Annotated in this window: 24 protein-coding genes; 18 read left to right on the top strand and 6 right to left on the bottom strand. The window is 58.4% G+C overall.

The genetic code is table 11. The annotated features are described in order from the left end of the window. Nucleotides 1-57 precede the first annotated feature (57 nt). Nucleotides 58-291, bottom strand: a complete 234-nt coding sequence (locus ACFWW2_RS26860) for a hypothetical protein (RefSeq protein ID WP_393933781.1) — start codon at nucleotides 289-291, stop codon at nucleotides 58-60. A 415-nt stretch (nucleotides 292-706) separates the two neighbouring features. Here ACFWW2_RS26860 and ACFWW2_RS26855 point away from each other — a divergent pair, with 415 nt between their 5' ends. The 10 genes from ACFWW2_RS26855 (at nucleotide 707) to ACFWW2_RS26810 (ending at nucleotide 11325) form a co-directional block, all read left to right on the top strand. After that, nucleotides 707-2350, top strand: a complete 1644-nt coding sequence (locus tag ACFWW2_RS26855) for an AMP-binding protein (protein WP_393933779.1) — start codon at nucleotides 707-709, stop codon at nucleotides 2348-2350. Next, complete coding sequence (locus tag ACFWW2_RS26850) at nucleotides 2340-3023, top strand: enoyl-CoA hydratase-related protein (protein WP_393933777.1); 684 nt, start codon at nucleotides 2340-2342, stop codon at nucleotides 3021-3023. Before ACFWW2_RS26855 ends, ACFWW2_RS26850 begins: the two co-directional genes overlap by 11 nt. A gap of 96 nt (nucleotides 3024-3119) precedes the next feature. After that, nucleotides 3120-3992 (top strand): bile acid:sodium symporter family protein, encoded by an 873-nt coding sequence (locus ACFWW2_RS26845; protein ID WP_393933775.1) that lies wholly within the window; start codon nucleotides 3120-3122, stop codon nucleotides 3990-3992. Further along, nucleotides 3992-5632, top strand: coding sequence for an FAD-binding dehydrogenase (locus ACFWW2_RS26840; RefSeq protein ID WP_393934127.1), 1641 nt, complete (start codon nucleotides 3992-3994; stop codon nucleotides 5630-5632). Before ACFWW2_RS26845 ends, ACFWW2_RS26840 begins: the two co-directional genes overlap by 1 nt. Beyond that, a complete protein-coding gene (locus ACFWW2_RS26835; protein ID WP_393933773.1) occupies nucleotides 5629-6606 on the top strand; it encodes a 2-dehydropantoate 2-reductase in 978 nt (325 codons plus the stop codon). The genes ACFWW2_RS26840 and ACFWW2_RS26835 overlap by 4 nt, the downstream gene beginning before the upstream one ends. 112 nt (nucleotides 6607-6718) lie before the next feature. Next, complete coding sequence (locus ACFWW2_RS26830) at nucleotides 6719-7240, top strand: phage tail protein (RefSeq protein WP_393933771.1); 522 nt, start codon at nucleotides 6719-6721, stop codon at nucleotides 7238-7240. Nucleotides 7241-7329: 89 nt separating this feature from the next. Next, nucleotides 7330-8340, top strand: a complete 1011-nt coding sequence (locus ACFWW2_RS26825) for a hypothetical protein (protein ID WP_393933769.1) — start codon at nucleotides 7330-7332, stop codon at nucleotides 8338-8340. Between the two features lie 198 nt (nucleotides 8341-8538). Beyond that, on the top strand, nucleotides 8539-9219 hold the full coding sequence (locus ACFWW2_RS26820) for a Crp/Fnr family transcriptional regulator (protein ID WP_393933767.1): 681 nt from the start codon (nucleotides 8539-8541) through the stop codon (nucleotides 9217-9219). 744 nt (nucleotides 9220-9963) lie between these two features. Continuing rightward, nucleotides 9964-10281, top strand: a complete 318-nt coding sequence (locus ACFWW2_RS26815) for a hypothetical protein (protein ID WP_393933765.1) — start codon at nucleotides 9964-9966, stop codon at nucleotides 10279-10281. A 54-nt stretch (nucleotides 10282-10335) separates the two neighbouring features. Next, nucleotides 10336-11325, top strand: coding sequence for a TraB/GumN family protein (locus ACFWW2_RS26810; protein WP_393933763.1), 990 nt, complete (start codon nucleotides 10336-10338; stop codon nucleotides 11323-11325). A gap of 3 nt (nucleotides 11326-11328) precedes the next feature. On the opposite strand, the gene ACFWW2_RS26805 is transcribed toward ACFWW2_RS26810, so the two are convergent. Next, nucleotides 11329-11988 carry a DUF2161 domain-containing phosphodiesterase gene (locus ACFWW2_RS26805; protein WP_393933761.1) on the bottom strand — a complete coding sequence of 220 codons (660 nt, stop codon included), beginning with the start codon at nucleotides 11986-11988 and terminating at the stop codon, nucleotides 11329-11331. A 288-nt stretch (nucleotides 11989-12276) separates the two neighbouring features. Here ACFWW2_RS26805 and ACFWW2_RS26800 point away from each other — a divergent pair, with 288 nt between their 5' ends. Beyond that, on the top strand, nucleotides 12277-13197 hold the full coding sequence (locus tag ACFWW2_RS26800) for a transferrin-binding protein-like solute binding protein (protein WP_393933759.1): 921 nt from the start codon (nucleotides 12277-12279) through the stop codon (nucleotides 13195-13197). A 237-nt stretch (nucleotides 13198-13434) separates the two neighbouring features. On the opposite strand, the gene ACFWW2_RS26795 is transcribed toward ACFWW2_RS26800, so the two are convergent. Then, the gene (locus ACFWW2_RS26795; protein ID WP_393933757.1) at nucleotides 13435-13617 is read right to left on the bottom strand and encodes a hypothetical protein; all 183 of its coding nucleotides are present in this window, start codon (nucleotides 13615-13617) and stop codon (nucleotides 13435-13437) included. Between the two features lie 297 nt (nucleotides 13618-13914). On the opposite strand from ACFWW2_RS26795, the gene ACFWW2_RS26790 reads away from it, so the two are divergent. The 6 genes from ACFWW2_RS26790 (at nucleotide 13915) to ACFWW2_RS26765 (ending at nucleotide 18803) form a co-directional block, all read left to right on the top strand. After that, a complete protein-coding gene (locus ACFWW2_RS26790) occupies nucleotides 13915-14835 on the top strand; it encodes a manganese-dependent inorganic pyrophosphatase (RefSeq protein WP_393933755.1) in 921 nt (306 codons plus the stop codon). A 76-nt stretch (nucleotides 14836-14911) separates the two neighbouring features. After that, nucleotides 14912-15787, top strand: coding sequence for a TIGR01459 family HAD-type hydrolase (locus tag ACFWW2_RS26785; protein WP_393933753.1), 876 nt, complete (start codon nucleotides 14912-14914; stop codon nucleotides 15785-15787). Nucleotides 15788-15877: 90 nt separating this feature from the next. Then, entirely contained in the window at nucleotides 15878-16321 is a 444-nt protein-coding gene (locus ACFWW2_RS26780; RefSeq protein ID WP_393933751.1) for a MaoC family dehydratase, read from the top strand. A 36-nt stretch (nucleotides 16322-16357) separates the two neighbouring features. After that, nucleotides 16358-17299: a bifunctional riboflavin kinase/FAD synthetase gene (locus ACFWW2_RS26775; RefSeq protein WP_393933749.1), complete on the top strand. Its 942-nt coding sequence runs from the start codon at nucleotides 16358-16360 to the stop codon at nucleotides 17297-17299. After that, the gene (locus tag ACFWW2_RS26770; RefSeq protein WP_393933747.1) at nucleotides 17289-17756 is read left to right on the top strand and encodes a YcgN family cysteine cluster protein; all 468 of its coding nucleotides are present in this window, start codon (nucleotides 17289-17291) and stop codon (nucleotides 17754-17756) included. Before ACFWW2_RS26775 ends, ACFWW2_RS26770 begins: the two co-directional genes overlap by 11 nt. Further along, nucleotides 17757-18803: a threonine aldolase family protein gene (locus tag ACFWW2_RS26765; protein ID WP_393933745.1), complete on the top strand. Its 1047-nt coding sequence runs from the start codon at nucleotides 17757-17759 to the stop codon at nucleotides 18801-18803. It begins immediately after the preceding gene. On the opposite strand, the gene ACFWW2_RS26760 is transcribed toward ACFWW2_RS26765, so the two are convergent. Both ACFWW2_RS26760 and ACFWW2_RS26755 read right to left on the bottom strand, forming a co-directional pair. After that, nucleotides 18772-19557 (bottom strand): alpha/beta fold hydrolase, encoded by a 786-nt coding sequence (locus tag ACFWW2_RS26760; protein ID WP_393933743.1) that lies wholly within the window; start codon nucleotides 19555-19557, stop codon nucleotides 18772-18774. The genes ACFWW2_RS26765 and ACFWW2_RS26760 overlap by 32 nt on opposite strands. Next, entirely contained in the window at nucleotides 19557-20153 is a 597-nt protein-coding gene (locus ACFWW2_RS26755) for a 2-hydroxychromene-2-carboxylate isomerase (protein ID WP_393933741.1), read from the bottom strand. The genes ACFWW2_RS26760 and ACFWW2_RS26755 overlap by 1 nt, the downstream gene beginning before the upstream one ends. Before the next feature lie 113 nt (nucleotides 20154-20266). Between ACFWW2_RS26755 and ACFWW2_RS26750 the strand changes: the two genes are divergently transcribed. Then, nucleotides 20267-21286, top strand: coding sequence for a ribose-phosphate pyrophosphokinase (locus ACFWW2_RS26750; RefSeq protein WP_393933739.1), 1020 nt, complete (start codon nucleotides 20267-20269; stop codon nucleotides 21284-21286). A gap of 25 nt (nucleotides 21287-21311) precedes the next feature. On the opposite strand, the gene ACFWW2_RS26745 is transcribed toward ACFWW2_RS26750, so the two are convergent. After that, complete coding sequence (locus tag ACFWW2_RS26745; protein WP_393933737.1) at nucleotides 21312-21662, bottom strand: H-type lectin domain-containing protein; 351 nt, start codon at nucleotides 21660-21662, stop codon at nucleotides 21312-21314. Nucleotides 21663-21798: the final 136 nt, after the last annotated feature.

Raw genomic sequence — 21798 nt, 5'->3', positions numbered from 1 at the left:
GTAGCTCACTATTTAACTGGCCCCCACCAATTTCACACGAGATAAAGACGTCGTCCCCTATGATCTGGCTCTGATGCGCAGATCAGCAACTTCTGTGTCGCTGGTCAAGCGGTCAATGATATCATCAACCTTGGGAAAAGGATCAATCTCGATCGGTTTGGAGCGTTGCGGTGTATCTTTGCCCTCATTGCGCTTGCCAGCCATGAACTTGCGATGGCTGGAAATATGGGTCACGCAATCCGTCTGATCGACTGCGACGCATTCGTCTGTGGGGAACTGCCCGATAAACATGTAACACTCCATAATCCGGTACTTGTTCTGTCCTGCCTCCCCAAAGACATTAAGAACCCGTTAAAACCGGTATGAAAGGTGCATCATGAACGGTCAGAAAACACCTTGTTCATCTTCGGTTAATGTTGCGGGAATACCCCATTTATTGCGGCTTGACATACTTAACCCATAGTAAATTATCGATATTTATTCAACAAAATAAGGGCCTTACGGAAATCATGCCAAAAAAGAAATATTTATCTATTTTTAGGCTGACGTTGCGGAAATTTGGCGCTTAAGCGGGATAATGCCGATCCCAAGCACAACCTCTGCTAGAAAAACGCAATATCTTAGCCGAATCAATACCTTGCGATTCTCGTGTCCTCGCATTGACTTTAACTGAACGCCTGTTCATTTTTCTTGCGGGGAGGGCAGCGTGTTGCACCAACAGCCAACGATAGCAGAAACGCGAGATGCGTTTTGCTGGGCGATCCCCGAATACTACAATATTGGCGTGGATATATGCGACAGACCTGCAGCCACGGCCCCTGACAGCCCAGCCATCATCGATGTAGCTGCTGACCGTCGATCTGTTGTCCACACCTTCGCGGATTTGCGCCGCATGTCGAACCAACTGGCGAACGCGTTGACCGACCATGTGCCGCAAGGATCACGCATTGCCGTGCTGTTGCCCCAGTGTGTCGAAACCGCTGTCGCGCATGTCGCTATAACCAAGATGGGCGGCATTTCCCTGCCGCTTTTCACGCTGTTTGGGCCGGACGCGCTTTTGCACCGCCTGCGGGATTCTGCAGCGAGTGCAGTCATCACGAATGCAGACGGTGCAGCAGTGTTGGCAACCTTGCGTGACCAACTTCCCGATCTGTCCATCATTCTGAGCATTGACGGGGCCAGCAATGGCGCCGAAGACCTGCACGCGCTCACCACTACTCAATCTGATAATTTTTCTCCGGTACCGACCAAGTCCGACGATCCCGCGATCCTGATCTACACCTCCGGCACCACCGGCGCCCCCAAGGGCGCATTGCACGCCCATCGCGTCCTGCTTGGCCACCTGCCTGGGGTCGAGATGAGCCATGATTTCTTTCCCCAACCTGGCGACCGGATCTGGACCCCGGCGGACTGGGCCTGGATCGGCGGCCTGCTCGATGTGCTGATGCCCGCCTTGCACCATGGTGTTCCCGTTGTGGCCTGCCGGTTCCGCAAATTCACCGCGCACGCCGCGTTCGACCTGATCCGCACGCACAATATCCGCAACGCCTTCCTGCCGCCCACCGCGCTGAAACTGATGCGGCTCGATACACCGACCGAACCTGTGCCGATGCGGTCCGTCGCCAGCGGTGGTGAGACGCTGGGCAAGGAGCTGATCGCCTGGGGGCAGCAGGTATTCGGCACCACCATCAACGAATTCTACGGCCAGACCGAATGCAACATGATCGTATCCTCCTGCGCTGCATTGGAACCGGCGGAACCTGGGGTCATGGGCTTTGCAGTGCCGGGCCACACGGTCGAGGTGATTGATGAAAACACCCAGCGCATCTGCGACACGGACGAGGAAGGCAGCATCGCCGTCCGCGCACCCGACCCGGTGATGTTTCTGGAATACTGGAACAAGCCTGACGCGACCGCCGCCAAATTCATCACCATCGACGGTCAAAAATGGCTGCTGACCGGCGACAAGGGCTGCAAGACCCCCACCGGTCGCATCCGTTTCATCGGGCGCGACGACGATATCATCAGTTCCGGCGGCTACCGCATCGGCCCGGCCGAGATCGAAGATTGCCTGCTCACCCATCCTGCCGTGCAACTGGCCGGGGTCGTGGGTAAACCCGATCCGATCCGCGGCACCATCGTCGCGGCCTACATTCAGCTTGCCGCGGGGCACAGCCCGTCCGATGATCTGGCCAGCGATATCGCCGCCCACGTCAAAACCAAACTCGCCGCCTACGAATTTCCCCGAGTGGTGCGTTTCATCGACGACATGCCAATGACCACCACCGGCAAGATCATCCGCGCAGACTTGCGCGCCCGCGCCGAAAAGGAAGCAGAAGATGAACAATGAACCTGTCCTCTACCACGCCGAAAACGGCGTCGCGATTGTCACCCTCAACCGTCCCGATCAACGCAACGCGATCAACCCGGCAGTCTGCGACGCCCTGCGCGACGCATTCGACCGGGCCGAAGGCGACAAGGATGTGCGCGCCGCCATCCTGACCGGCGCAGGCAAATTGTTCTGCGCAGGCATGGACCTCAAGGCCTTCGCCGAAGGCGCCGCACTGGCCGGCGGGTTCGAGATGATGCTGACCTGCGACATGGCCATCGCCGGCCAATCCGCCCAATTCGCTTTGCCAGAGGTCCGGATCGGCCTGATCCCCGGCGCAGGCGGGGCCATCCGGCTGCCGCACTACATCCCCCGCGCCTTGGCCAATGAACTGCTGCTGACCGGCAAACCCTACGGCGCCGATCAAATGGCGCAATGGGGTGTGCTGAACAAGGTCACACCAGATGGCGAGGCCCTGACCGCAGCCAAGGCGCTGGCATCTGAGATTGCGCAAAACGCCCCCTTGGCCGTTCGTGGCACGCTTGAGATCGCAACCCGCGCCTACGAGGAGATGGATATCGCCCAATGGCCGTCCAATGATCAGATCATTGGCAAGATCGGTAATAGCGCGGACGCAACAGAAGGCGCGCGGGCCTTCATCGAAAAACGACCACCTGTCTGGAAAGGAGAATGATGCGGCGACGTAACGGAAACCTGACCGTCGTTTGACAAGCCCGGCACAACCGCAACTATGATCCACAACAAAAAGTAAACGACAGGGATCATCGCCATGGACGCGCTCATTTCAATCTTCCTGCCGATATCCCTCGGGATCATCATGTTGTCACTCGGGCTGGGGCTGGCCGTCGGCGATTTCGTCCGGATCATCCGGCAGCCCCGCGCCCTGATCGCGGGCCTGTTCGCGCAGGTGGTCCTGATCCCTTTGGTCGCCTACTGCTTCGTGATGATCTTCGGCATGTCAGGCGAACTCGCCTTTGGAATCATGATCCTGTCCGTCTGCCCGGGCGGCGTCACCTCAAACATCCTGACCAAACTGGTGGGCGGCACGCTGGCGCTCTCTATCTCGCTCACCGGGCTGATCAGCCTTTTGTCGGTGGTAACCGTGCCGATCCTCGTCGTCTTCTGGGCGGGACTGTTCATGGATGCGGGCAGTCTGGACATCAACATCACCAGCCTTGCGCTCGCCATGTTCGCGATTACCACGGTGCCAGTCGTGCTGGGCATGATCCTGCGGGCGGTGGCCCCGACATTTATCGGGCGGATCGAAGGGGCGGTATCCGTCCTCGCCACCATCCTCTTCGTCGTCATCGTCATTGGGGCGCTGGCCGCATCATGGGATGTGTTCACCGCCAATCTGGCCACCCTCGCCCCGCTGACATTCTGCATGGTCGTGGTACTGCTGGCCCTTGGCTGGGCCATCGCCACCGGCGCCGGGCTTGGCGTGCGTGACCGGGCGGCCATCGCGATGGAAACCGGCATCCAGAACTCCACCCTCGGCATCACGCTCGCCGGGATTATCCATGCGGGGCCAGAGGCGCTGCCAGCCATCGCCCTGCCTGCGGCCATGTATGGTATTCTGATGTATCTGGGGGCCTTGCCCGGCGGTTACCTGATGCGGCGGGCCACAAAGGGGGCGGCATGATGCAAAGCGATGTGGTGATCATCGGCGGCGGGCTGGCCGGGCTGGTTGCCGCCAATGAACTGATCGACCGGGGCAAAACCGTCACGATCCTTGATCAGGAAGGGCGGCAGAACCTCGGCGGACAGGCATTCTGGTCGCTCGGCGGGCTCTTCATGATCGACACGCCCGAACAGCGGCGGCTGCGGATCAGGGACAGTCACGCGCTGGCCCTGAATGACTGGATGGGTTCAGCCCAGTTCGACCGGCCCGAAGACCACTGGCCGCGTGAATGGGCCAACGCCTATCTTGATTTCGCGGCCGGCGACATGCGGCCCTGGTTGCACAGCCTCGGCATGCGCTGGTTTCCCGTGGTCGGCTGGGCCGAACGCGGCGGCAGCTTTGCCGATGGGCACGGCAATTCGATCCCGCGCTTTCACATCACATGGGGCACCGGCCCCGGCGTGCTCAAGCCGTTCGAAGACCGGGTGCTGGACGCAGAGAAGGCGGGCAAGGTCACCTTCGGCTTCCGCCACCGGGTCACGCAGCTGGACATCACAAACGGCAAGGTCACGGGCGTCGCCGGTGACATCCTCGCCCCCGATGACGCCGCACGCGGGGCCGCCACCAACCGCGACGTGATCGACTGTTTTGACATCCGCTGTGATCAGGTCATCGTCACCTCCGGCGGGATCGGCGGCAATTTCGATCTGGTCCGGCGCAACTGGGACGCCAGCAAATCCGGGCCACTGCCGGAAAAAATGGTGTCCGGCGTGCCCGAACATGTGGACGGGCTGCTGCTTGATATCGTGCGCGATGCCGGGGCCGAACTGATCAACACCGACCGGATGTGGCACTACACCGAAGGGGTGCATAACTGGGATCCGATCTGGCCCAAACACGGCATCCGCATCCTGCCTGGCCCCTCATCCATGTGGTTCGACGCCACCGGCGAACGGCTGCCAGCCCCCTGCCTGCCCGGTTTCGACACCATGTCGACCCTGCATGAAATCTGCAGACGCGGGCATGACCACACCTGGTTCGTCCTGACGCAAAAGATCATCGAAAAGGAATTTGCCCTCTCAGGCTCCGAACAAAACCCCGACCTGACCGGCGGGCAATGGCGGGGCGTGCTCAAGGAACGGCTGGGCAAGGGTGCCACAACGGCGGTCGAGGCGTTCAAGGAAAAAGGCGAGGATTTCGTCGTCGCCAATGATTTCGACACGCTTGTGCGCGGCATGAACCAACTCGGCGGCAACCTGATCGACCCCGCCCGCCTGCGCGCCCAGATCGACGCTCGCGATGCGCAGATCGACAACCCCTTCACGAAGGACGCCCAGATTTCCGCGATCCACACCGCGCGCAACTACTTGGGTGACAAACTGATCCGCACCGCCAAACCGCACAAAATCCTCGACCCGACCAAGGGACCGCTGATCGCCGTCAAACTGCATATCGTGACGCGCAAGACGCTGGGCGGCATCCACACCGACCTTGACGCGCGGGTTTTTGCGCCGGGTGGCAAAACCATCGACGGGCTCTATGCAGCGGGCGAGGCGGCAGGTTTCGGCGGTGGCGGCTACCACGGCAACAACGCGCTGGAGGGCACATTCCTTGGCGGTTGCATCCATTCCGGGCGGCGGGCCGGGCGGGCCGCGGGATGATCACGGTTCTGGGGGCCGGGTCCATCGGTTGCTATGTCGGTGGCATGCTGGCGGCAGCAAGGCACCCCGTCACCCTGATCGGGCGGGACACGCTTGTCACCGCACTGGCCAATGGGCTGACCGTCAGCGCGATGGACGGCACACCCCATCGCAGCACCCCGATTGTCACCGCCGACCCCGCGGCGCTGACCGATGCGACGATGATCCTGCTCTGCGTGAAATCGTCCGACACCGCCAGCGCGGCACAGATCATCCTGGACCATGCACCGGACACGGCACAGATCATCAGCCTGCAAAACGGGGTCACCAACTGCGACATGCTGGGGCAGGCGCTGGGGCCTGACCGGATCACCCCGGGCATGGTCGGCTTTAACGTCGTGCGCAGCAGGCCTGACCATTTCAGCCAGACAACCGACGGCGAAATCATCCTTGGGCCGACCGGGCGCGCGCTCTGCGATGCGCTGGCCAACACACCGCTGACCGCTCTTTGCCATGACAATATGCAAGGCGTGCAATGGTCCAAACTGTTGATGAACCTCAACAATGCGCTCAACGCGCTGTCCGGCCTGCCCTTAAAAACCCAGCTGGAAGATCGAAACTGGCGGCGGGTGCTGGCCGCCTGCATCAGCGAGGGGCTTGCCGTGGCCCGCGCCGAAGGCATCCGGCTGGAACGGCTGGGCAAGGTGCATCCACGCATTCTGCCCACACTGCTGCGCCTGCCCGATTTCATCTTCCTGCGGATCGCCCAATCCATGCTGCGGATCGATCCGGCAGCACGATCCTCAATGGCCGATGACTATGCACTCGGGCGGGCGTCCGAGGTTGCATGGCTCAACGGGCATATCGTCGCGCGTGGCGAGGTTCACGGCGTTCAAACCCCAGTAAATGCGAGGGTTAGTGCCATGATCGAAGGGGCGTTTGCCGATCCCCAGCGACCACCATTGCAACATCGCGCAAGGTTAATTTTGTCTTAACTTCTGTGGCGAATGTGCGCTGCGACACAGACCGTTCCCGCCGCAAGTTTTACCGTTTAGTCAACCTTGATTGGATAGCCTTCCATCAGGGTGCAACGGAGCCAGGGACAAAATGGAACCAATTATCGGACAGATCATGCTGTTCGCGGGCAGTTTCGCGCCGCGCGGATGGGCGTTCTGTGATGGTCAGCTGGTCCAGATTTCCCAGAACGAGGCCCTATTCGCCATTCTTGGTGTGACCTATGGCGGCGATGGCCGCACGACCTTTGCGCTGCCTGATCTTCGGGGGCGCACCCCGGTGCATGCGGGCCAGGGGGACGGGCTGACAGCGCGCAATCCCGGCGATGCCATGGGACAGGAAGACGTCACATTGACAGCTGCACAAATGCCCGCGCATCGCCATGACATGTCGGTCTGCAAGCGTGCCACCCATAACACACCCAAACCCGGCGACGCGCTTGGCCGGGCCAAGATCTATGTTCCACCGGTTGATGACGCCGCCGAGCCGGACATCCCGCTCAATGACAAAACCATCGGTTCCGCCGGCGACGGCGCACCGCACAACAACATGCAGCCATCGCTCTGCATCAACTACATCATCGCATTGCAAGGCATTTTCCCGTCCCGAAGCTAGCCTTGCATGAAGGGTAACGAGTAAACGGCGCGTCCCCGCGGCGCGCCACTTTCCAAAATCAGAAACCAACCAATAGAATGAGAGGCCCGATGTTCAACTTCTCCCCCGCCATTCCCGGACGCAGCGACCTTGACTGGTGCTGGTATCTGCGCCGCCATGGCGAGGCGGGCGAAGCGCTTGAGCGGGTGCTGCACAATATCGGCGTTATGGACCCCGGCGGCTGGGCGGCCTGGGGACGCAGCCAGTTGACTGCGACAGGCGCACCTGTCGAGATGCTGTTTTCTTCTGGTCAGCCGGACCTACAACTGACGACCGAGGTTGCCGACCCCATCACGGATCCCACCAGTCGGGTGGCAGAGGTTTGTCGGATCATGCGCAGCCTTGGGGCAAAAACGCCCCCATCCTCGCTGCGCGATGTGATCAGCGCCGCGCAAGGCACAGGCCCTCTGCGATATGGTGCGTGGCTTGGGCTGCGCCAAAGCTCCGATGGCCTGCATTGCACACTTTCCGCTGAACTGCCCGCGACCGCATCTGATCTGTCCGATCTTATCTGTTCCGATGGTGGTTGCCCGTCGATCACTGATCTGGGTGACAACACCAAGGCGACGATGGTCAGCTTTGACGGCACCACTGGGCAGGTCACGCTTCACTTTGAAATGCAAAATGCGACGCGCCGCTGCCTGCCGGACCTCGCCAAACGGGCGCAAGTCTGCCCCGAGGTTTTGTCGATGACCATTGACAGTATCACCGACAGGCCGGCGTCTACAGCAGCCCTGCCTGTCTCAACCCTGGGGTTCAGCTATACTATTGGCGGTGCAGGTGCGCTGCCGATCCTGACGCTTAGCCTGTCTGCGATCGACGCATTCGGGTCCGACGCCAAGACGGCGCGCCGGATCAAGCGTTTCGATGGGCAACGGCTGATGGGTTACGGCGCATTGGTCGACAATCTGCCGCTCATGTCGGGCGGTCAGTGCCATCACGGCAGAATTGGCCTGACGGCTCGCGTCAACGCAGCACCACAACTCTCCATCGGTGTTGCAGCACCGTGGAGCTGCCTTTTCGATGACAACTCAGCAAAGGATCCGATCCCGATAAACTGATCTGTATCGCCCGGTTCACGGGCAAATTGTGATTTCGATCAACTGACTGGCGCGCGTGACGCGGACTGGCCCGGCGGAGCCATTCCTGCATCAGACCATAGTATGTATGGACAATCGGGCGACGTTGGGTCACATCTGGCATACCCCTCTGCCACTGCCCCGCACTGCGGCACCGGCGCAACGCAAGCTGGACGCTGGATGAACGCTGAACAACTTCTGTCGTATAATTTGCCGCTTTTTGAAGGGCTTAGCCCGGCTGATCTGAGCGGAATTAACCTGAATTTCAGCGAACAGAAGCTGGCGGCGTGGCAAACCGTGTTTGACCAGCAAGACCCATCGTTTGATCTCTACTTTCTATTGTCCGGGTCGATTCTGGCGGTTTTCTGGACAGATGAGGGTCGCGAGATCGTCTTTTCCCGTTTCCCGGAAGGGGCCTATTTCGGCGAACTCGCCGCGCTCGATGGGATCCCCCGTTCGCTCGCGGTTTTCGCCAAAACCGAGGCACGGGTGCTATCACTGAAGCGGGACAGTTTCCTGGCGATGTTCAACAACGTGCCGTTGGTGCGTGACCGGATCACACAGCAGCTTGTCGCGCGGATCAGAACGCTGACAGAACGCAATATGGAAATGACCACCATGTCTGTGGAACAGCGGGTTGGCACCTACCTGCTGCGGCTGGCCGCAGAACATGGCAAGCTGGCCAGTGGCGCCGTGATCAACAATGCGCCAACCCATGCCGAAATCGCTGGCAGTATTGGTGCGAACCGGGAAATGGTCAGCCGGTCCATCAGCAAACTGGTTAAGCGCGGGGCGATCAAATCATCGCGTCAGCGCATCGAAATCCTTGATCTCGATGCACTTTCCGAAAGTTCGACATAATTTTTCGGATTAAGTGACAAAACGCACAGAACCCCGCAGCCGTTTGGCGTAGTCTCTGTCTTGTAACGAGTGGGGAGGTAAAGAGTTCATGCGTTTTATGAGTGTTCTTGGCCCCGAAGCGACAACCTTTATCGCAGTGGCGTTGTTGGCAATGATCATCAACATTCTGGGGTAGAACAAGGACAAAGACTTTTTAGTAGGTAAGATCTATTTTAAACTTTTCAAAATTTTCGGGCCCCCAGCATGTTGCAGGGGGCCTTATTATTTGCGCCGGGTCAAGTTACGCTCGGCCTGACCCATGCCACCACTGCCGACTTCGACGGCCTGGTTGTCATTGTTCTTGGCCTGTTCGGCAAGTTGCCGAATATCCGCCAAGGAGCTGATTTGCGGTCAATAAAGTGATTGAACGCGCCAGCGAAAATGCCCAATCGCTGGCGGTTGGTAAATCGATATGGACTCATGTGTTCATGTTTTGTACTATTTACGCAGAACAATCTCACCGTGTATTCCTTTGCGTCGTCCTTGGTCTGGCCGAAAACCCACACATCTGGATCCCACCAAAAAAATGCTTGGGGAACCGGGTGACCTTGGGTTAAACCACCCGAACACGATCACGAATCAAGGAGAATGCAATGCTCAGAAAGGATAACCTCACCCTCTGGTGCTAGGCCACGGCATTGCATGTCGGCGGCCCTGAATGGCCCGCTGATTTTTCCCAAGACGACATTCTGATCGGATACACAAATGCATCCCCCATTTTTCACGGTCGATCACAAGATCGGACCGGACATACACCACCAAAGCGACAGTCGGCCTGCCAAACGGCGCGGGATTGCAGAACGCTTGCGGTTGAGCCCTGCAGTCGCGGGCTGGCCACCGGCGCCATTGGTGGCCCCGTGGATATTGAGCGATGGTGAGGTAGAGCTGCCATCAGGCGCACCGGCGCTGGGACGGCCACAGCTAAAGGTTGTACCACCACCACGCCGGACCTTGCGCGATACGTTTGGTCGGTGGTTGATCCGGATGGGCCAGCGGATGATCCTGCAAAACCGCCTCGGGTAATTGACCCGGGGCGCGTCATCCTTAGGTTAAGGGCAGCCATTACAAGGAATGATCATGCTTCTGCGCCTCGCTGCCATTTTTTTTACCCTGATCGGCCTGCCCGCCGCCGCGCAATGTGTCGGTGAAAGCTATCTGAACCAACTGTCAGCGCAGGACAGGGCAGAACTGGCCGCAGCCGTCGCTGAAATGCCGTATTCCGAGGGGCTGCTGTGGACCGCCACAAAAGATGACAGGCGGGTTACCGTCGTCGGCACCATGCATATCTACGATCCACGGCTGGAAGATATCCGCGCCCGCATCCAGGACACGGTTCAATCGGCTGACCTGATCATGCTGGAAGCCACGCCAGAGGACAAAAAAGCGCTGGAACAGTTGCTGATCACCGACCCGGGCATCCTGTTTATCAACGAAGGGCCGACATTGCGCGATCTGGTGGACGATGAAACATGGGGGCTGATCGCTGACGCGGCCAACGCCCGGTCTATCCCGCCATTCATGGCCGCCAAGATGCAGCCCTGGTATCTGTCGGTTATGCTATCCGTGCCGCCCTGCGCGATGCAAGGCATGATGGCCGGCGATCTGGGGCTGGACCTGATGATCATGGAAGATGCCGAAAGCGCCGGGGTCCCGATGCAATCGCTTGAGGATGTCACCACCCTGTTTGATATCTTTAATAGTGACCCGATTGAGGATCAGATCGACATGCTGCGGATCAATCTGCTGTCGCCTGACGCCCAGAAACAGATGTTCGTGGCAATGCTGGATCGCTATTTTGCCGGGGACGTGGGCACATTATGGGAAATGTCGCGCTTTGCGATCATGACCACACCGGGCGTTGATCCGGCCGAGGCCGAGGATTTGTTCGCCCAGACCGAAGCCGCCCTGCTGATCGACCGCAATCGCAACTGGATGCCCGTGATCCGCGACGCAACGCAGATGCATGATGAGATCGTCGTTGCTGTCGGTGCTGCACATCTGATCGGCGATGACGGGATCCTGCAGTTTCTGGATGACGAAGGCTGGACCTTGCAGCAGATGCAATAGCGTTCAGACGTCCCCGTAATCTGCAAGCCCCTGATGACCAGCCTCTGTCAAATCATAGACGCCGCGGCTGACACGCTGAAACCAGCCATAATGATCGGCGGCCATGATACGGGTGGCATCCGGCACTTCGGCCCAGTTTTTGACAATCGCCCCTTTTGATGGACCGTGGACTGCCAGAAACCGGGCGCAGCGCAGGGCATCCTGCCGGTAACCTGTCACAATGCCATGCCGGGTCGCGCCGCCGCTGTTGGGGTCGCCCTTCAGGCGATCATAGGCGCGCAAGAGCCGCGCCGCCTTTTTCTTAGACCTGCGCGGCGCATATGGCCCGGGGTCGGCCAACACCTCGACATGTCCATCGCGCAGTCGCACGGTCATCACACCCAGACCAACCCTGCGGGCAAGCTTCACATTCGCCTTCAGCGCCTTGGTCTTTCCACCGGCTGGTATAGCCAGGTAAACCAGATCAGTAATCGCCAACCGCTCGATGCCCTGATGAAACAAGGCGAGCGAAAATCCAAGTTTCAACTCGACGATAACCGGCGCTTCGGCACGGCGCCGGGCCACAACATCAGCGGCCCCCACCTCGCCTTTTACGTCATAGCCTTGCCGCTTAAGATAGGCTTTTATCGGGGGGTATAAATCGGCCTCTCGCAGTTTTGTCATGGCGTGTAACTTGCGCAATGGATGTGATCATTTCAAACGGAAACTTCGCTGACGTGCACGGGTTAACCTTGTAACTACAAGGAAACGATCAACAAAAAATGTGTGCTGGCGTTAACACTATTTCGCGCAAGAGACCCGTATCCCCCCGTCAACCATTGACGCCCGCATATAACCTGCGAAGCTATCCCCAAAAAGCGTTCGAAACACTTGTGTGTACAAAGGCAAATCCACCGGACGAGCAGCCTTGGTTTGTATCCTTCCAATGACCAATTACGACAGGACGAATTCATGACCTTCACAATGAACAGCAAAGCTTCCATAGCGCTGGCCACGCTCGCATTGACCGCTTGCACTGGCGAAACATCAGACGGCGAAACTGTCTTTACCCCTCTGGCCCAGACCGGATTTGCCACACCAAGCGATGAAATTGCCTCATCGATCAATTTCCGCTCGCTCAGCGATGGGCGCATTGTCGTCTCAAACTCATCAGGTGATGCGCAGACCGTGCCGGTTTCGGTCCGGTTCGTCAGCGGTGAGACCCAGGATGGCCAGACAAGCGATCTCGCGAGAATGGTCGTCACGGTAGATGGGGATACGAGAACCCTTTTCCGCCAAAGTCCGACCAGCGACAGCTATGTCAGGTTTACCGGCAACGCCCTGGAAACAGATGCCCGGTTTACGACAGAACGGACGGCTGACGGGGCGGGTGGCACGGTCGTTCAGTCGGGGCTGCTGGAGTTCGACAACCCGGAGGATCCGAACAACAGCAGTGGCTATATCGTATTCGGATTTGATACAGACCCTGCGTTCATCGCGACCGAAACAGGATCTGTCGATTATAACGGTGGCATTGATGTGGTTGGATACAGCGACGGTGTATATGCCAACGCAGAAGGTACGATCACCGTGAGTGTGAATTTTGATGACCCGCGCAGCGTGACCGGTAGCCTCAACCACGGCGCCATAGAAAATATGCTGGACGCCCAGACATATCTGCTTTTGGACGGCGCTATAGATGCAAACGGGGTCACAGCCAGCCTTTCACCGCGAGACGCCTTTCAACCAGGTGAAACTTTTGACGGCGGCACCCTCGAAGGTACCTTCTTCGGTGCAGGGGCGGAGGCCATTGGCGGCACCGTATCCTTTAGCGTGAGTGAACTCGGCGACGACGAGGTGCTGGTGCAAGGCGGCTTCATCGCAGAACGCTGACGCCGGCGGTCCAACCGGGTTCGCCTTCGTCGTATCGACTCGCCCCACCCGCCGGGCCACGATATCTGCCGCGCCGACCTCGCCTTTTACTTCATAGCCTTGTCGCTGAAGATAGGTCTTGATGGGGGATATAGATCGGCCTCACGGGGCATTCGGGGACTCCTTTCAAGGCCAGCCAAATGCAATTCGAACGCTCGTGTAAGCCCCGTCGCCTTTGATCGGCGACGGGGCTATCAACTATCGTCCGCCCAACCGACCGGGGAAGCGCGGCGGGCGTTTGCTGTCACGCCGCTGCCGGTTCGGGCTTTGGGGGACATTGCCGGGTCGCCCGCCCACCGGATCAGGGCGAATGACCCTGCGGTTCGTGACGGACAGGGGTTTTGCGCCCGTCTTGCGGGGCTTTGGTGTTTTATGGGGCATCTTTGCACCTCATCTGTAAATGATCATGGGGCCGAAACGGCCAAACGGATCGCCAAATGGCGTCAGTCAGTCATGTCCATTGTCAGGGTGCTCCTTCTCAAAAGGGTGGCGGGCATCCTTGCCCATTGATCAATGCAAGCGGTTTAAGCGAGTTTGTCCATTGTCAGGTTCCTCCTATTGAGCGCCGCAAGGTTACCATAATCCCAACCATAACGTCAAACCACAGCCATGGGGTGACAGCCCTGACAGACACTCATATACACGGGGCAAATTGCGCCCTGATGGAAAGTGACCCCCATGACCACACTCGTTTTCGGCCACAAAGCCCCCGACACTGACAGCACCGGTTCGCCCCTGATCTGGGAATGGTTCCTGAACCACACCGGGATCGACGCCAAAGCGGTGCTGCTTGGCGAACCCAATACAGAGGCTGAGTTTGTCGCCAAAAAATGGGGCTTTACCCTGCCCGACGTGATCAAGGACGTCGAGAACGATCAGGAATGCGTCATCGTTGACACCAACAATCCGGCCGAACTGCCAGAGAACATCAATAACGCTAAGGTCATCGCGATCATCGACCATCACAAATTGACCGGCGGGCTGGAAACTAAGAACCCGATCAACATCACGATCCGGCCTTTGGCCTGCACCGCCACGATCATGCATCAGATGATGGGAACGGCGGCCACCAAGATGCCAAAGAACGTCAAGGGGCTGATGCTGTCCTGCATCCTGTCCGACACGCTGGCATTCCGGTCCCCCACCACCACACCGATGGACAAGGAACTGGCCGAGAAGCTGGCGGATGAGCTGAATATCGACCTGCACGGCTATGCGGGTGAGATGTTTGCGGCGAAATCCGATGTATCTGCATTCTCCGAGGCCGAGCTGTTGCGGATGGACAGCAAGGAATACGAGGTCGATGGCAAGAAGTTCCGCGTCTCGGTGCTGGAAACCACCGCGCCTGATGTAGTGCTGGATCGCAAGAAGGCACTGATCGATGCAATGCCGACCGTCGCCAAGGAAGACGGCGTTGATCAGGTCTTGCTGTTTGTGGTTGATATCCTTTCCGAAGAAGCAACACTGCTGATCCCCAACGATTTGACCAAAACCCTGGCCGAAAAATCATTTGACGCCAAGGTCAGCGGCGACAGCGTGGTTCTGCCCGGCATCATGAGCCGGAAAAAACAGATCATTCCGAACCTGAAACTGTCTTAACGGAACGTTCGCAGGGGTCCGACGTTTTGCCGACGTAAGTCCGACGCAACGCCGACCGCCGAAAAGGTGCCATTTCATGACCCAGATCATCACCCGTTTCGAAGAGATTTCGGGGCAATATGACGCAGCCTTTGTCGACCTGTGGGGCTGCATGCATAACGGCATTCACGCCCTGCCCGATGCAGTCGCGGCCATGCAGAAATACAGGGCCGCTGGCGGGTTGGTCGTGCTTGTCACCAACTCCCCCCGCCCCTGGGATTCGGTGGCGCGCCAAATCAGCGGGTTCGGCGTGCCGGAAGATGCATGGGATGCCATTGCCACTTCTGGTGATAGCGCGCGGGCGGCCATGTATCGCGGGATCGTCGGGCAAAAAATCTGGTTCATGGGCGAAAGCCCACGCGATGATGATTTCTTCAAGCCTTTGAAAATCATCGAAGATCCGGTGGACATCCAGAAGGTTCCGCTGGACGAAGCCGAAGGCATCGTCTGTTGCGGCCCCTTTGATCCACTGGCCGATGTTGATGTGAACCGGCCAGAGTTTCTTTACGCAAAGACAAAGGGGCTGAAGCTGCTTTGCGCCAATCCCGACATTGTCGTGGACCGGGGCGAGGTGCGGGAATGGTGTGCCGGTGCCTTGGCTGCGCTTTATACTGAAATGGGCGGCGAGAGCCTTTATTTCGGCAAGCCGCACCCGCCAATTTACGACCTGGCCCGCCGCAGGCTCGCTGCGTTAACCGGTGCGCCATCCGATCCGCGTATCATCGGGATCGGTGATGGAATCGGTACCGATATTCTGGGCGCCGTGCAGGAAGATATCGACGCGCTGTTCATTTCCGGCGGATTGGCAGCGAAAGAGACGAAAACAGACACGCAACCCGACCCTGATGCGCTGGCCGACTATCTGCAATCGCAGCAGATGAGTGCGACTTATTCAATTGGTCACCTTCGCTAATGGAATCGCTTGATTTTTCTGCGTTTGCAAAGTAATTAAATTTCAATATCATTACGATACTTGGATTTTTGTTACCTTATGGAGCGTGATATGCTTGATAATGCCCCCCGCGGAACGATCTGCATCGAAGATATCGAGATCGGGATGGTGCGGTCGCTGCGCAAGATCGTGACCGACCGCGATATCGAGCTGTTCGCCGAAGTGTCCACCGACCGGAACCCAGTTCATCTGGACGAGGAATACGCACGAGACACCATATTCGCGGGCCGTATTGCCCACGGCATGCTGACTGCCGGGCTTGTCAGCGCGGTCATTGGTGAGCAACTGCCCGGTCATGGCACGGTCTATCTGGGGCAGAACCTGAAATTCCTCGCACCCGTGCGTCCAGGCGACATGGTACTGGCCGAGGTTGAGGTGACCGAGATCGATCATTCCAGACGCCGGGTGAGGATGGATACGCGTTGTCTGGTCAATGACAAGAAGGTGCTTGTCGGGGACGCCACAGTCCTCGCGCCGTCGCGGAAATTCGACTGACCTTGCACGCCCGCGCGGCCCACGCTACGCAAGGCCATGCGCATTATCCGAGACACTGTTTACATTGATCCTGCCGACCGCGGCGCAGCGGCAGCCATCGGTAATTTCGACGGTGTTCATATCGGCCATCAGGCCGTGATTGATCTGACGCGGAAGGTCGCGCAGGACGCACAGGTGCCGCTTGGCATCATGACATTCGAACCCCACCCGCGCAGTTATTTTTCCAAGGATCCCAAACCGTTCCGCCTGATGAATGCTGAGGCCAAGGCAAACAGGCTGGCCAAGCTTGGCGTCGAAAAGCTGTATGAGGTCCCTTTTAACGACGCACTGGCCGGCCTGACCCCGCGCGCGTTTGCACAAAACATCATCGCCGATCAGTTAGGTCTGACACATGTGGTCGTTGGTGCCGACTTCTGCTTTGGAAAAGGTCGCGCCGGGACAACAACCGACCTTCAGGCGTTCGGCGCAGAGATGGGGTTTGGCGTGACCATCGCCCCGATCGTGACCAATGATGCGGGTGCGGTGTCATCCACCGCCATCCGACAGGCTCTGACGGATGGTCAGCCCCGTGATGCGGCGGCAATGCTGGATCACTGGCACCGCATCGAAGGCGAGGTTATTCGCGGCCATCAGCGCGGTCGTGATCTGGGTTATCCCACCGCCAATATGTCGATAGCTGACCTGCATCCGCCGAAATTCGGTGTCTATGCCGTCAAGGTTGATGTGTTGGGCGGACCGCATGAAGGCACCTACGATGGTGCCGCATCCATCGGGGTGCGTCCGATGTTCGGGGAGAACCTGCCAAATTGCGAAACGTTCATTTTTGATTTCAAGGGCGATCTGTATGGGACCCACCTGTCAGTGGCGCTTGTCGATTTCCTGCGCCCGGAGCTGAAATTTGACGGTGTTGAAGCGTTGATCAGCCAGATGGGCACCGATTGTGATCAGGCCCGTGGAATTCTGGCCGATGTCCAGTGAAATCCCCCGGAACGGGCTGACGCCCCGGTTCTGGCAAACCAAACCAATGAACAAACTGAACCGAGAGGAATGGGAGGCGCTGTGCGATGGCTGCGGCAAATGCTGCCTGAACAAGCTGGAAGATGACGAAGGCACCGTCGCTTTGACCCGGATCGCCTGCCGCCTGTTGGATGACAGCACCTGTCTGTGCGGCAACTATGCCAACCGTCACGATTTTGTCCCTGAATGCATCGTGCTGACCCCCAAGACACTCAAGGACAATATGTACTGGCTGCCGCAGACCTGTGCCTACCGCTTGGTCTATGAAGGTCGGGATCTTTATGATTGGCATCCGCTGATTTCGGGTGATCCGGTGTCGGTCCATGACGCGGGCGTGTCGGTGAAGGATCTGACAATACCGGAATTCAAAGTTGATGAAGATGACTGGGACGACCACATCATCGAGGAGCCGAATTAGATGTTTTTTGCCTCTGACAACGCGGGCCCGGCCCACCCCAAGGTGATGGAGGCGCTGGTCGCCGCCAATCAGGGCTATGCCATGGGCTACGGCGCTGATCCGATCATGGAAGAAGTGCGTGCTAAGGTCCGCGACATCTTTGAAGCGCGAGAAGCAGCCGTTTACCTGATCATCAACGGCACAGCGGCCAATTCCGTATTGCTCGGTACCATGTCCCAGCCCTGGCAGACGATTTTCTGTTCCGAATGCGCGCATATTCACGAGGATGAATGCAACGCCCCGGAATTCTACACGCAGGCCAAGCTGACACTGGTTCCAACAGCCGACGGCAAGATGTCCGCCGATGCGCTGCGCACAAAAATCCTGGCTGAAGAAAACCGTGGCGTGCATGGCCCGCAGCGCGGGCCGCTGTCGATCACTCAGGTGACCGAAAAAGGTACGCTGTATTCGCTGGATGAGATTGCGGCGCTGACAGATGTGGCTCGGGAATACGGCCTCAAAACCCATCTGGACGGCGCGCGCTTTGCCAACGCGCTGAGCGCACTCGACTGCTCACCAGCCGAGATGACGTGGAAGGCGGACATCGATACGGTCAGCTTTGGCGGCACCAAGAACGGGGCGCTGGGCGTTGAGGCCTGCGTGATCTTCGACCCCGATCTCGCCTGGGAATTTGAGTTGCGCCGCAAGCGTGGCGGGCATTTGTTGTCCAAGCATCGTTATCTGTCGGCCCAGATGCAGGCCTATCTGGCTGATGGGCTATGGCTTGATATGGCCCGGTCGGCCAACGCGCGCTGTGCCCAACTGGCCGCAGGCTTGCGCGGGCAAAACAGAGTCGAGATGCTGTTTGAACCGCAGGCCAATATCATCTTTTTCCAGATGCGCCGGTCTGAACATAAGCGAATGCTGGACGGTGGAGCGGTCTATTACGTGATGAGCGGCGATCCGGAAATCGGCGACCCTGACGAGATGTTGATTGGTCGACTGGTAACAGATTGGTCGATGACCGAAGAGGGTGTCAGCCAGTTTCTTGATCTGCTGCGCGGATAATCCGGGCCACCTCTTCCACATGGGTGAGCGGCACCATGTGACCGGCGCCCGCCACAACATGATCGGTGGCATTGGGAATACGACTGACAAGGCTGTTATGGATTGCCTCGATTACCGGCTCAGAATCGGCACCCCGGATCAACGAAACAGGGATCGAAAGCGCCGATAGCTTTTCGGCAGAGATGATCCCGTCTGCATCTTCTTCGATCGCTGCTGCACCTGCCACGATCAGGTGAATCCGCTCTGTCAGGTAGGCTTGCCGACGCTCTGACAGGTCCGCCCACGGCGTGTCGCCCCAGAGGGCGTTGAATATCTCTGCCGCCTTCGCCTCTTCCCCTGTCAGCATGGCACCGACAAAAGGGCGAAACTTTATAGCATGGGCCTGATGGGCCTCGGCCCCCTTGGCGGCGGCAAAATAGACCGGTTCAATCAGTGTCAGGCGATTGACCAGATCGGGTCGTGTGACCGCAAGACGCAGGGCGGCTGTTGCACCAAAGGAATGACCGATCAGGTGGGTTGGACCGTCGCAGAAGCTGGCGGCAATGTCGGCCACGAGTGACTGATATTCGGTTGTTCCGTCCCAGTCAGCGCTGCGCCCGTGGCCGGGCATGTCGAACAGCGTGGCGCGACAGCCAAGCGCGTTGGCCAAAGGCAGCAGGACCTTGTACCGCGCCAGCGCGCAGTGGATCACGACCGCAGGCGCGCCGGACCCGACGGTTTCAAATGCAATTTCGTGTCCGGCGATGGTGTGCACTAAAGATCGCCAGCCAGATGTGCATCCAGATCATCAAGGCGGTCCTGACCCCAGAACCGTTCATCCGTATCCGTGATGAAGAACGGGGCACCAAAGGCCCCCTGCATGACGGCATCTTCAAGGTTTTTGGCAAAGGTATCGGCGCTGGTCATCAGACCCTTGTCGGCTAGCGCGGGATCGAAGCCAGATTTTTCCAACACTTCCCGCACAACGTCATCCTGTGCGATATCGCGGTCCTCCGCCCAACAGGCGGCACCGAAATTGTGCACAAGCTGGCCCACATTGCCGCCTTCGTTCTGGGCGGTAATGATGGCATAGGCCGATGGCGCCCCGTTGGTTGGCCAGTGGACCGGTTTGGGGTTCAGTGGCAGCCCTGCAAGCTTGGACCGGCGACGCAGTTCCTGCAGCCGATATTCCTGCCGGTTCGGGTGCCTGTCCTTGGGGGGTGTGCCGCCGGTCCGACCAAACAGCGCCATGATATCAAGCGGTTTATAGGTGATGGTTGCGCCGTGTTTATCCGCAATTTCCTGCGGACGCGTACCCGACAGGTAGGTGAAGGGTGAGAGCGTTGCAAAGAAGTAATCGATATGGGCCATTTCCGTCTCCTGGGGTGCGCTGCATGTTTGCGGGACGGTAACCCTGTGCTACTCGGTGTCAACGCTACGAATCTGTTACATGCCAGTAACCCCTTCTGCCAAAGGACCCCCTGATGCCCACCATGATCGAGCCGAAGCTGATTTCCGGTAACGCGAACCAGCCGTTGGCCACCGCAATTGCCCGCCGCATGTCGATGCACCGGGGGATGGAAGTTGGATTATGTGATGCGCGGGTCGAACGGTTCAACGATGGTGAGATTTTTGTCGAGGTGTTCGAAAATGTGCGCGGCGAGGACATGTTCATCGTCCAGCCTACATCGAACCCGGCCAATGACAACCTGATGGAACTCTTGATCATCGCGGACGCCCTGCGTCGGTCCTCTGCCGCCCGTATTACCGCCGTGATCCCCTATTTCGGCTATGCCCGCCAAGACCGCAGGTCCAAGGCCCGCACCCCGATCACGGCCAAGCTGGTGTCGAATATGATCGTAGAAGCCGGTATCGAGCGCGTTTTGACCCTGGATTTGCACGCCACGCAGATTCAGGGTTTTTTCGATATTCCGGTCGATAACCTCTACGCCTCACCCATTTATGCGCTCGATGCGATGCACAATTTCCGCGATCGGTTGGACGATGTCATGATCGTCTCACCTGATGTGGGCGGCGTGGCCCGGGCACGCGATCTGGCACAACGCATCGGCGCACCCCTGTCTATTGTGGACAAACGCCGCGGCAAGCCCGGTGAAGTGGCCGAAATGACGGTGATCGGTGACGTGAAAGACAAAGTCTGCGTGATCGTGGACGATATTGTGGATACGGCCGGGACACTTTGCAAAGCTGCAGAAGTGCTGATGGAAAACGGCGCGAAGGAGGTTCATTCCTATATCACGCACGGCGTTCTTTCCGGGCCAGCGGTCGAGCGAGTCTCAAAATCAGTGATGAAAAGCCTTGTGATCACCGACACGATTGCACCCACGGCGGCGGTGAAAGGCTGCAAGAATATCCGTATCGTGCCAACCGCGCCTATGTTCGCCCAAGCCATTCTGAACACCTGGAACGGGACATCAGTATCATCGCTCTTTGATCACAAGACGCTGGGGCCGATCTATGAAGGGCTTTATGCTGCGGAGTAGCATGAGCCACGTCCGGGACGATGGTTCAATAAAGATCCCACCCATCATCATTTGGCAACTCGCCAATTGATGTCCATGCCACCCGTGCACGAGCCACTTGCGTATCGGCCCATGTGCGAAACACGATGTCAAAGCCTGAATTGGTGATATTTTCGGCCTGAACATCCACACGGGTGTTCGTCTTGTTCGAGATATCCCACATGGATATCGACACCTGGACATGCGGGGGGTTCAGATAGGGCGTTGCAAAAACCACCGCTTGCCGATTTTGCCGCGGTCCTTCGCCACGCCACATGTCACCATCATGTTCAAAGTCAGAGAACAGCACCACATCACCATGGTCAATTCCGACCGTACCACTCTGCAACCTACGCATGACTGCCCTTCGCGTTATTCAGCATCGATTGTTCTTTCCGGTCCGACCGAAAGGCCAGTCGCCCTTCAGCGCGGTTTTCCCAACAGAGATAATAAATAGTTCATGAATAAGAGATAACTTGATTTGCAGTTTAATA

Source organism: Yoonia sp. R2-816, from assembly GCF_046762905.1.
Lineage (GTDB): Bacteria > Pseudomonadota > Alphaproteobacteria > Rhodobacterales > Rhodobacteraceae > Yoonia.
The sequence above is the reverse complement of the archived record's forward strand: the minus strand, read 5'-3'. Positions and strand labels throughout refer to the sequence as shown.

Coding starts and splice junctions, on each gene's coding strand:
- ACFWW2_RS26860 (WP_393933781.1), bottom strand. CDS start 291: ATGTTTATCGGGCAGTTCCCCACAGACGAATGCGTCGCAGTCGATCAG.
- ACFWW2_RS26850 (WP_393933777.1), top strand. CDS start 2,340: ATGAACAATGAACCTGTCCTCTACCACGCCGAAAACGGCGTCGCGATT.
- ACFWW2_RS26845 (WP_393933775.1), top strand. CDS start 3,120: ATGGACGCGCTCATTTCAATCTTCCTGCCGATATCCCTCGGGATCATC.
- ACFWW2_RS26840 (WP_393934127.1), top strand. CDS start 3,992: ATGCAAAGCGATGTGGTGATCATCGGCGGCGGGCTGGCCGGGCTGGTT.
- ACFWW2_RS26835 (WP_393933773.1), top strand. CDS start 5,629: ATGATCACGGTTCTGGGGGCCGGGTCCATCGGTTGCTATGTCGGTGGC.
- ACFWW2_RS26830 (WP_393933771.1), top strand. CDS start 6,719: ATGGAACCAATTATCGGACAGATCATGCTGTTCGCGGGCAGTTTCGCG.
- ACFWW2_RS26825 (WP_393933769.1), top strand. CDS start 7,330: ATGTTCAACTTCTCCCCCGCCATTCCCGGACGCAGCGACCTTGACTGG.
- ACFWW2_RS26820 (WP_393933767.1), top strand. CDS start 8,539: ATGAACGCTGAACAACTTCTGTCGTATAATTTGCCGCTTTTTGAAGGG.
- ACFWW2_RS26815 (WP_393933765.1), top strand. CDS start 9,964: ATGCATCCCCCATTTTTCACGGTCGATCACAAGATCGGACCGGACATA.
- ACFWW2_RS26810 (WP_393933763.1), top strand. CDS start 10,336: ATGCTTCTGCGCCTCGCTGCCATTTTTTTTACCCTGATCGGCCTGCCC.
- ACFWW2_RS26805 (WP_393933761.1), bottom strand. CDS start 11,988: ATGACAAAACTGCGAGAGGCCGATTTATACCCCCCGATAAAAGCCTAT.
- ACFWW2_RS26800 (WP_393933759.1), top strand. CDS start 12,277: ATGACCTTCACAATGAACAGCAAAGCTTCCATAGCGCTGGCCACGCTC.
- ACFWW2_RS26795 (WP_393933757.1), bottom strand. CDS start 13,617: ATGCCCCATAAAACACCAAAGCCCCGCAAGACGGGCGCAAAACCCCTG.
- ACFWW2_RS26790 (WP_393933755.1), top strand. CDS start 13,915: ATGACCACACTCGTTTTCGGCCACAAAGCCCCCGACACTGACAGCACC.
- ACFWW2_RS26785 (WP_393933753.1), top strand. CDS start 14,912: ATGACCCAGATCATCACCCGTTTCGAAGAGATTTCGGGGCAATATGAC.
- ACFWW2_RS26780 (WP_393933751.1), top strand. CDS start 15,878: ATGCTTGATAATGCCCCCCGCGGAACGATCTGCATCGAAGATATCGAG.
- ACFWW2_RS26775 (WP_393933749.1), top strand. CDS start 16,358: ATGCGCATTATCCGAGACACTGTTTACATTGATCCTGCCGACCGCGGC.
- ACFWW2_RS26770 (WP_393933747.1), top strand. CDS start 17,289: ATGTCCAGTGAAATCCCCCGGAACGGGCTGACGCCCCGGTTCTGGCAA.
- ACFWW2_RS26765 (WP_393933745.1), top strand. CDS start 17,757: ATGTTTTTTGCCTCTGACAACGCGGGCCCGGCCCACCCCAAGGTGATG.
- ACFWW2_RS26755 (WP_393933741.1), bottom strand. CDS start 20,153: ATGGCCCATATCGATTACTTCTTTGCAACGCTCTCACCCTTCACCTAC.
- ACFWW2_RS26750 (WP_393933739.1), top strand. CDS start 20,267: ATGCCCACCATGATCGAGCCGAAGCTGATTTCCGGTAACGCGAACCAG.
- ACFWW2_RS26745 (WP_393933737.1), bottom strand. CDS start 21,662: ATGCGTAGGTTGCAGAGTGGTACGGTCGGAATTGACCATGGTGATGTG.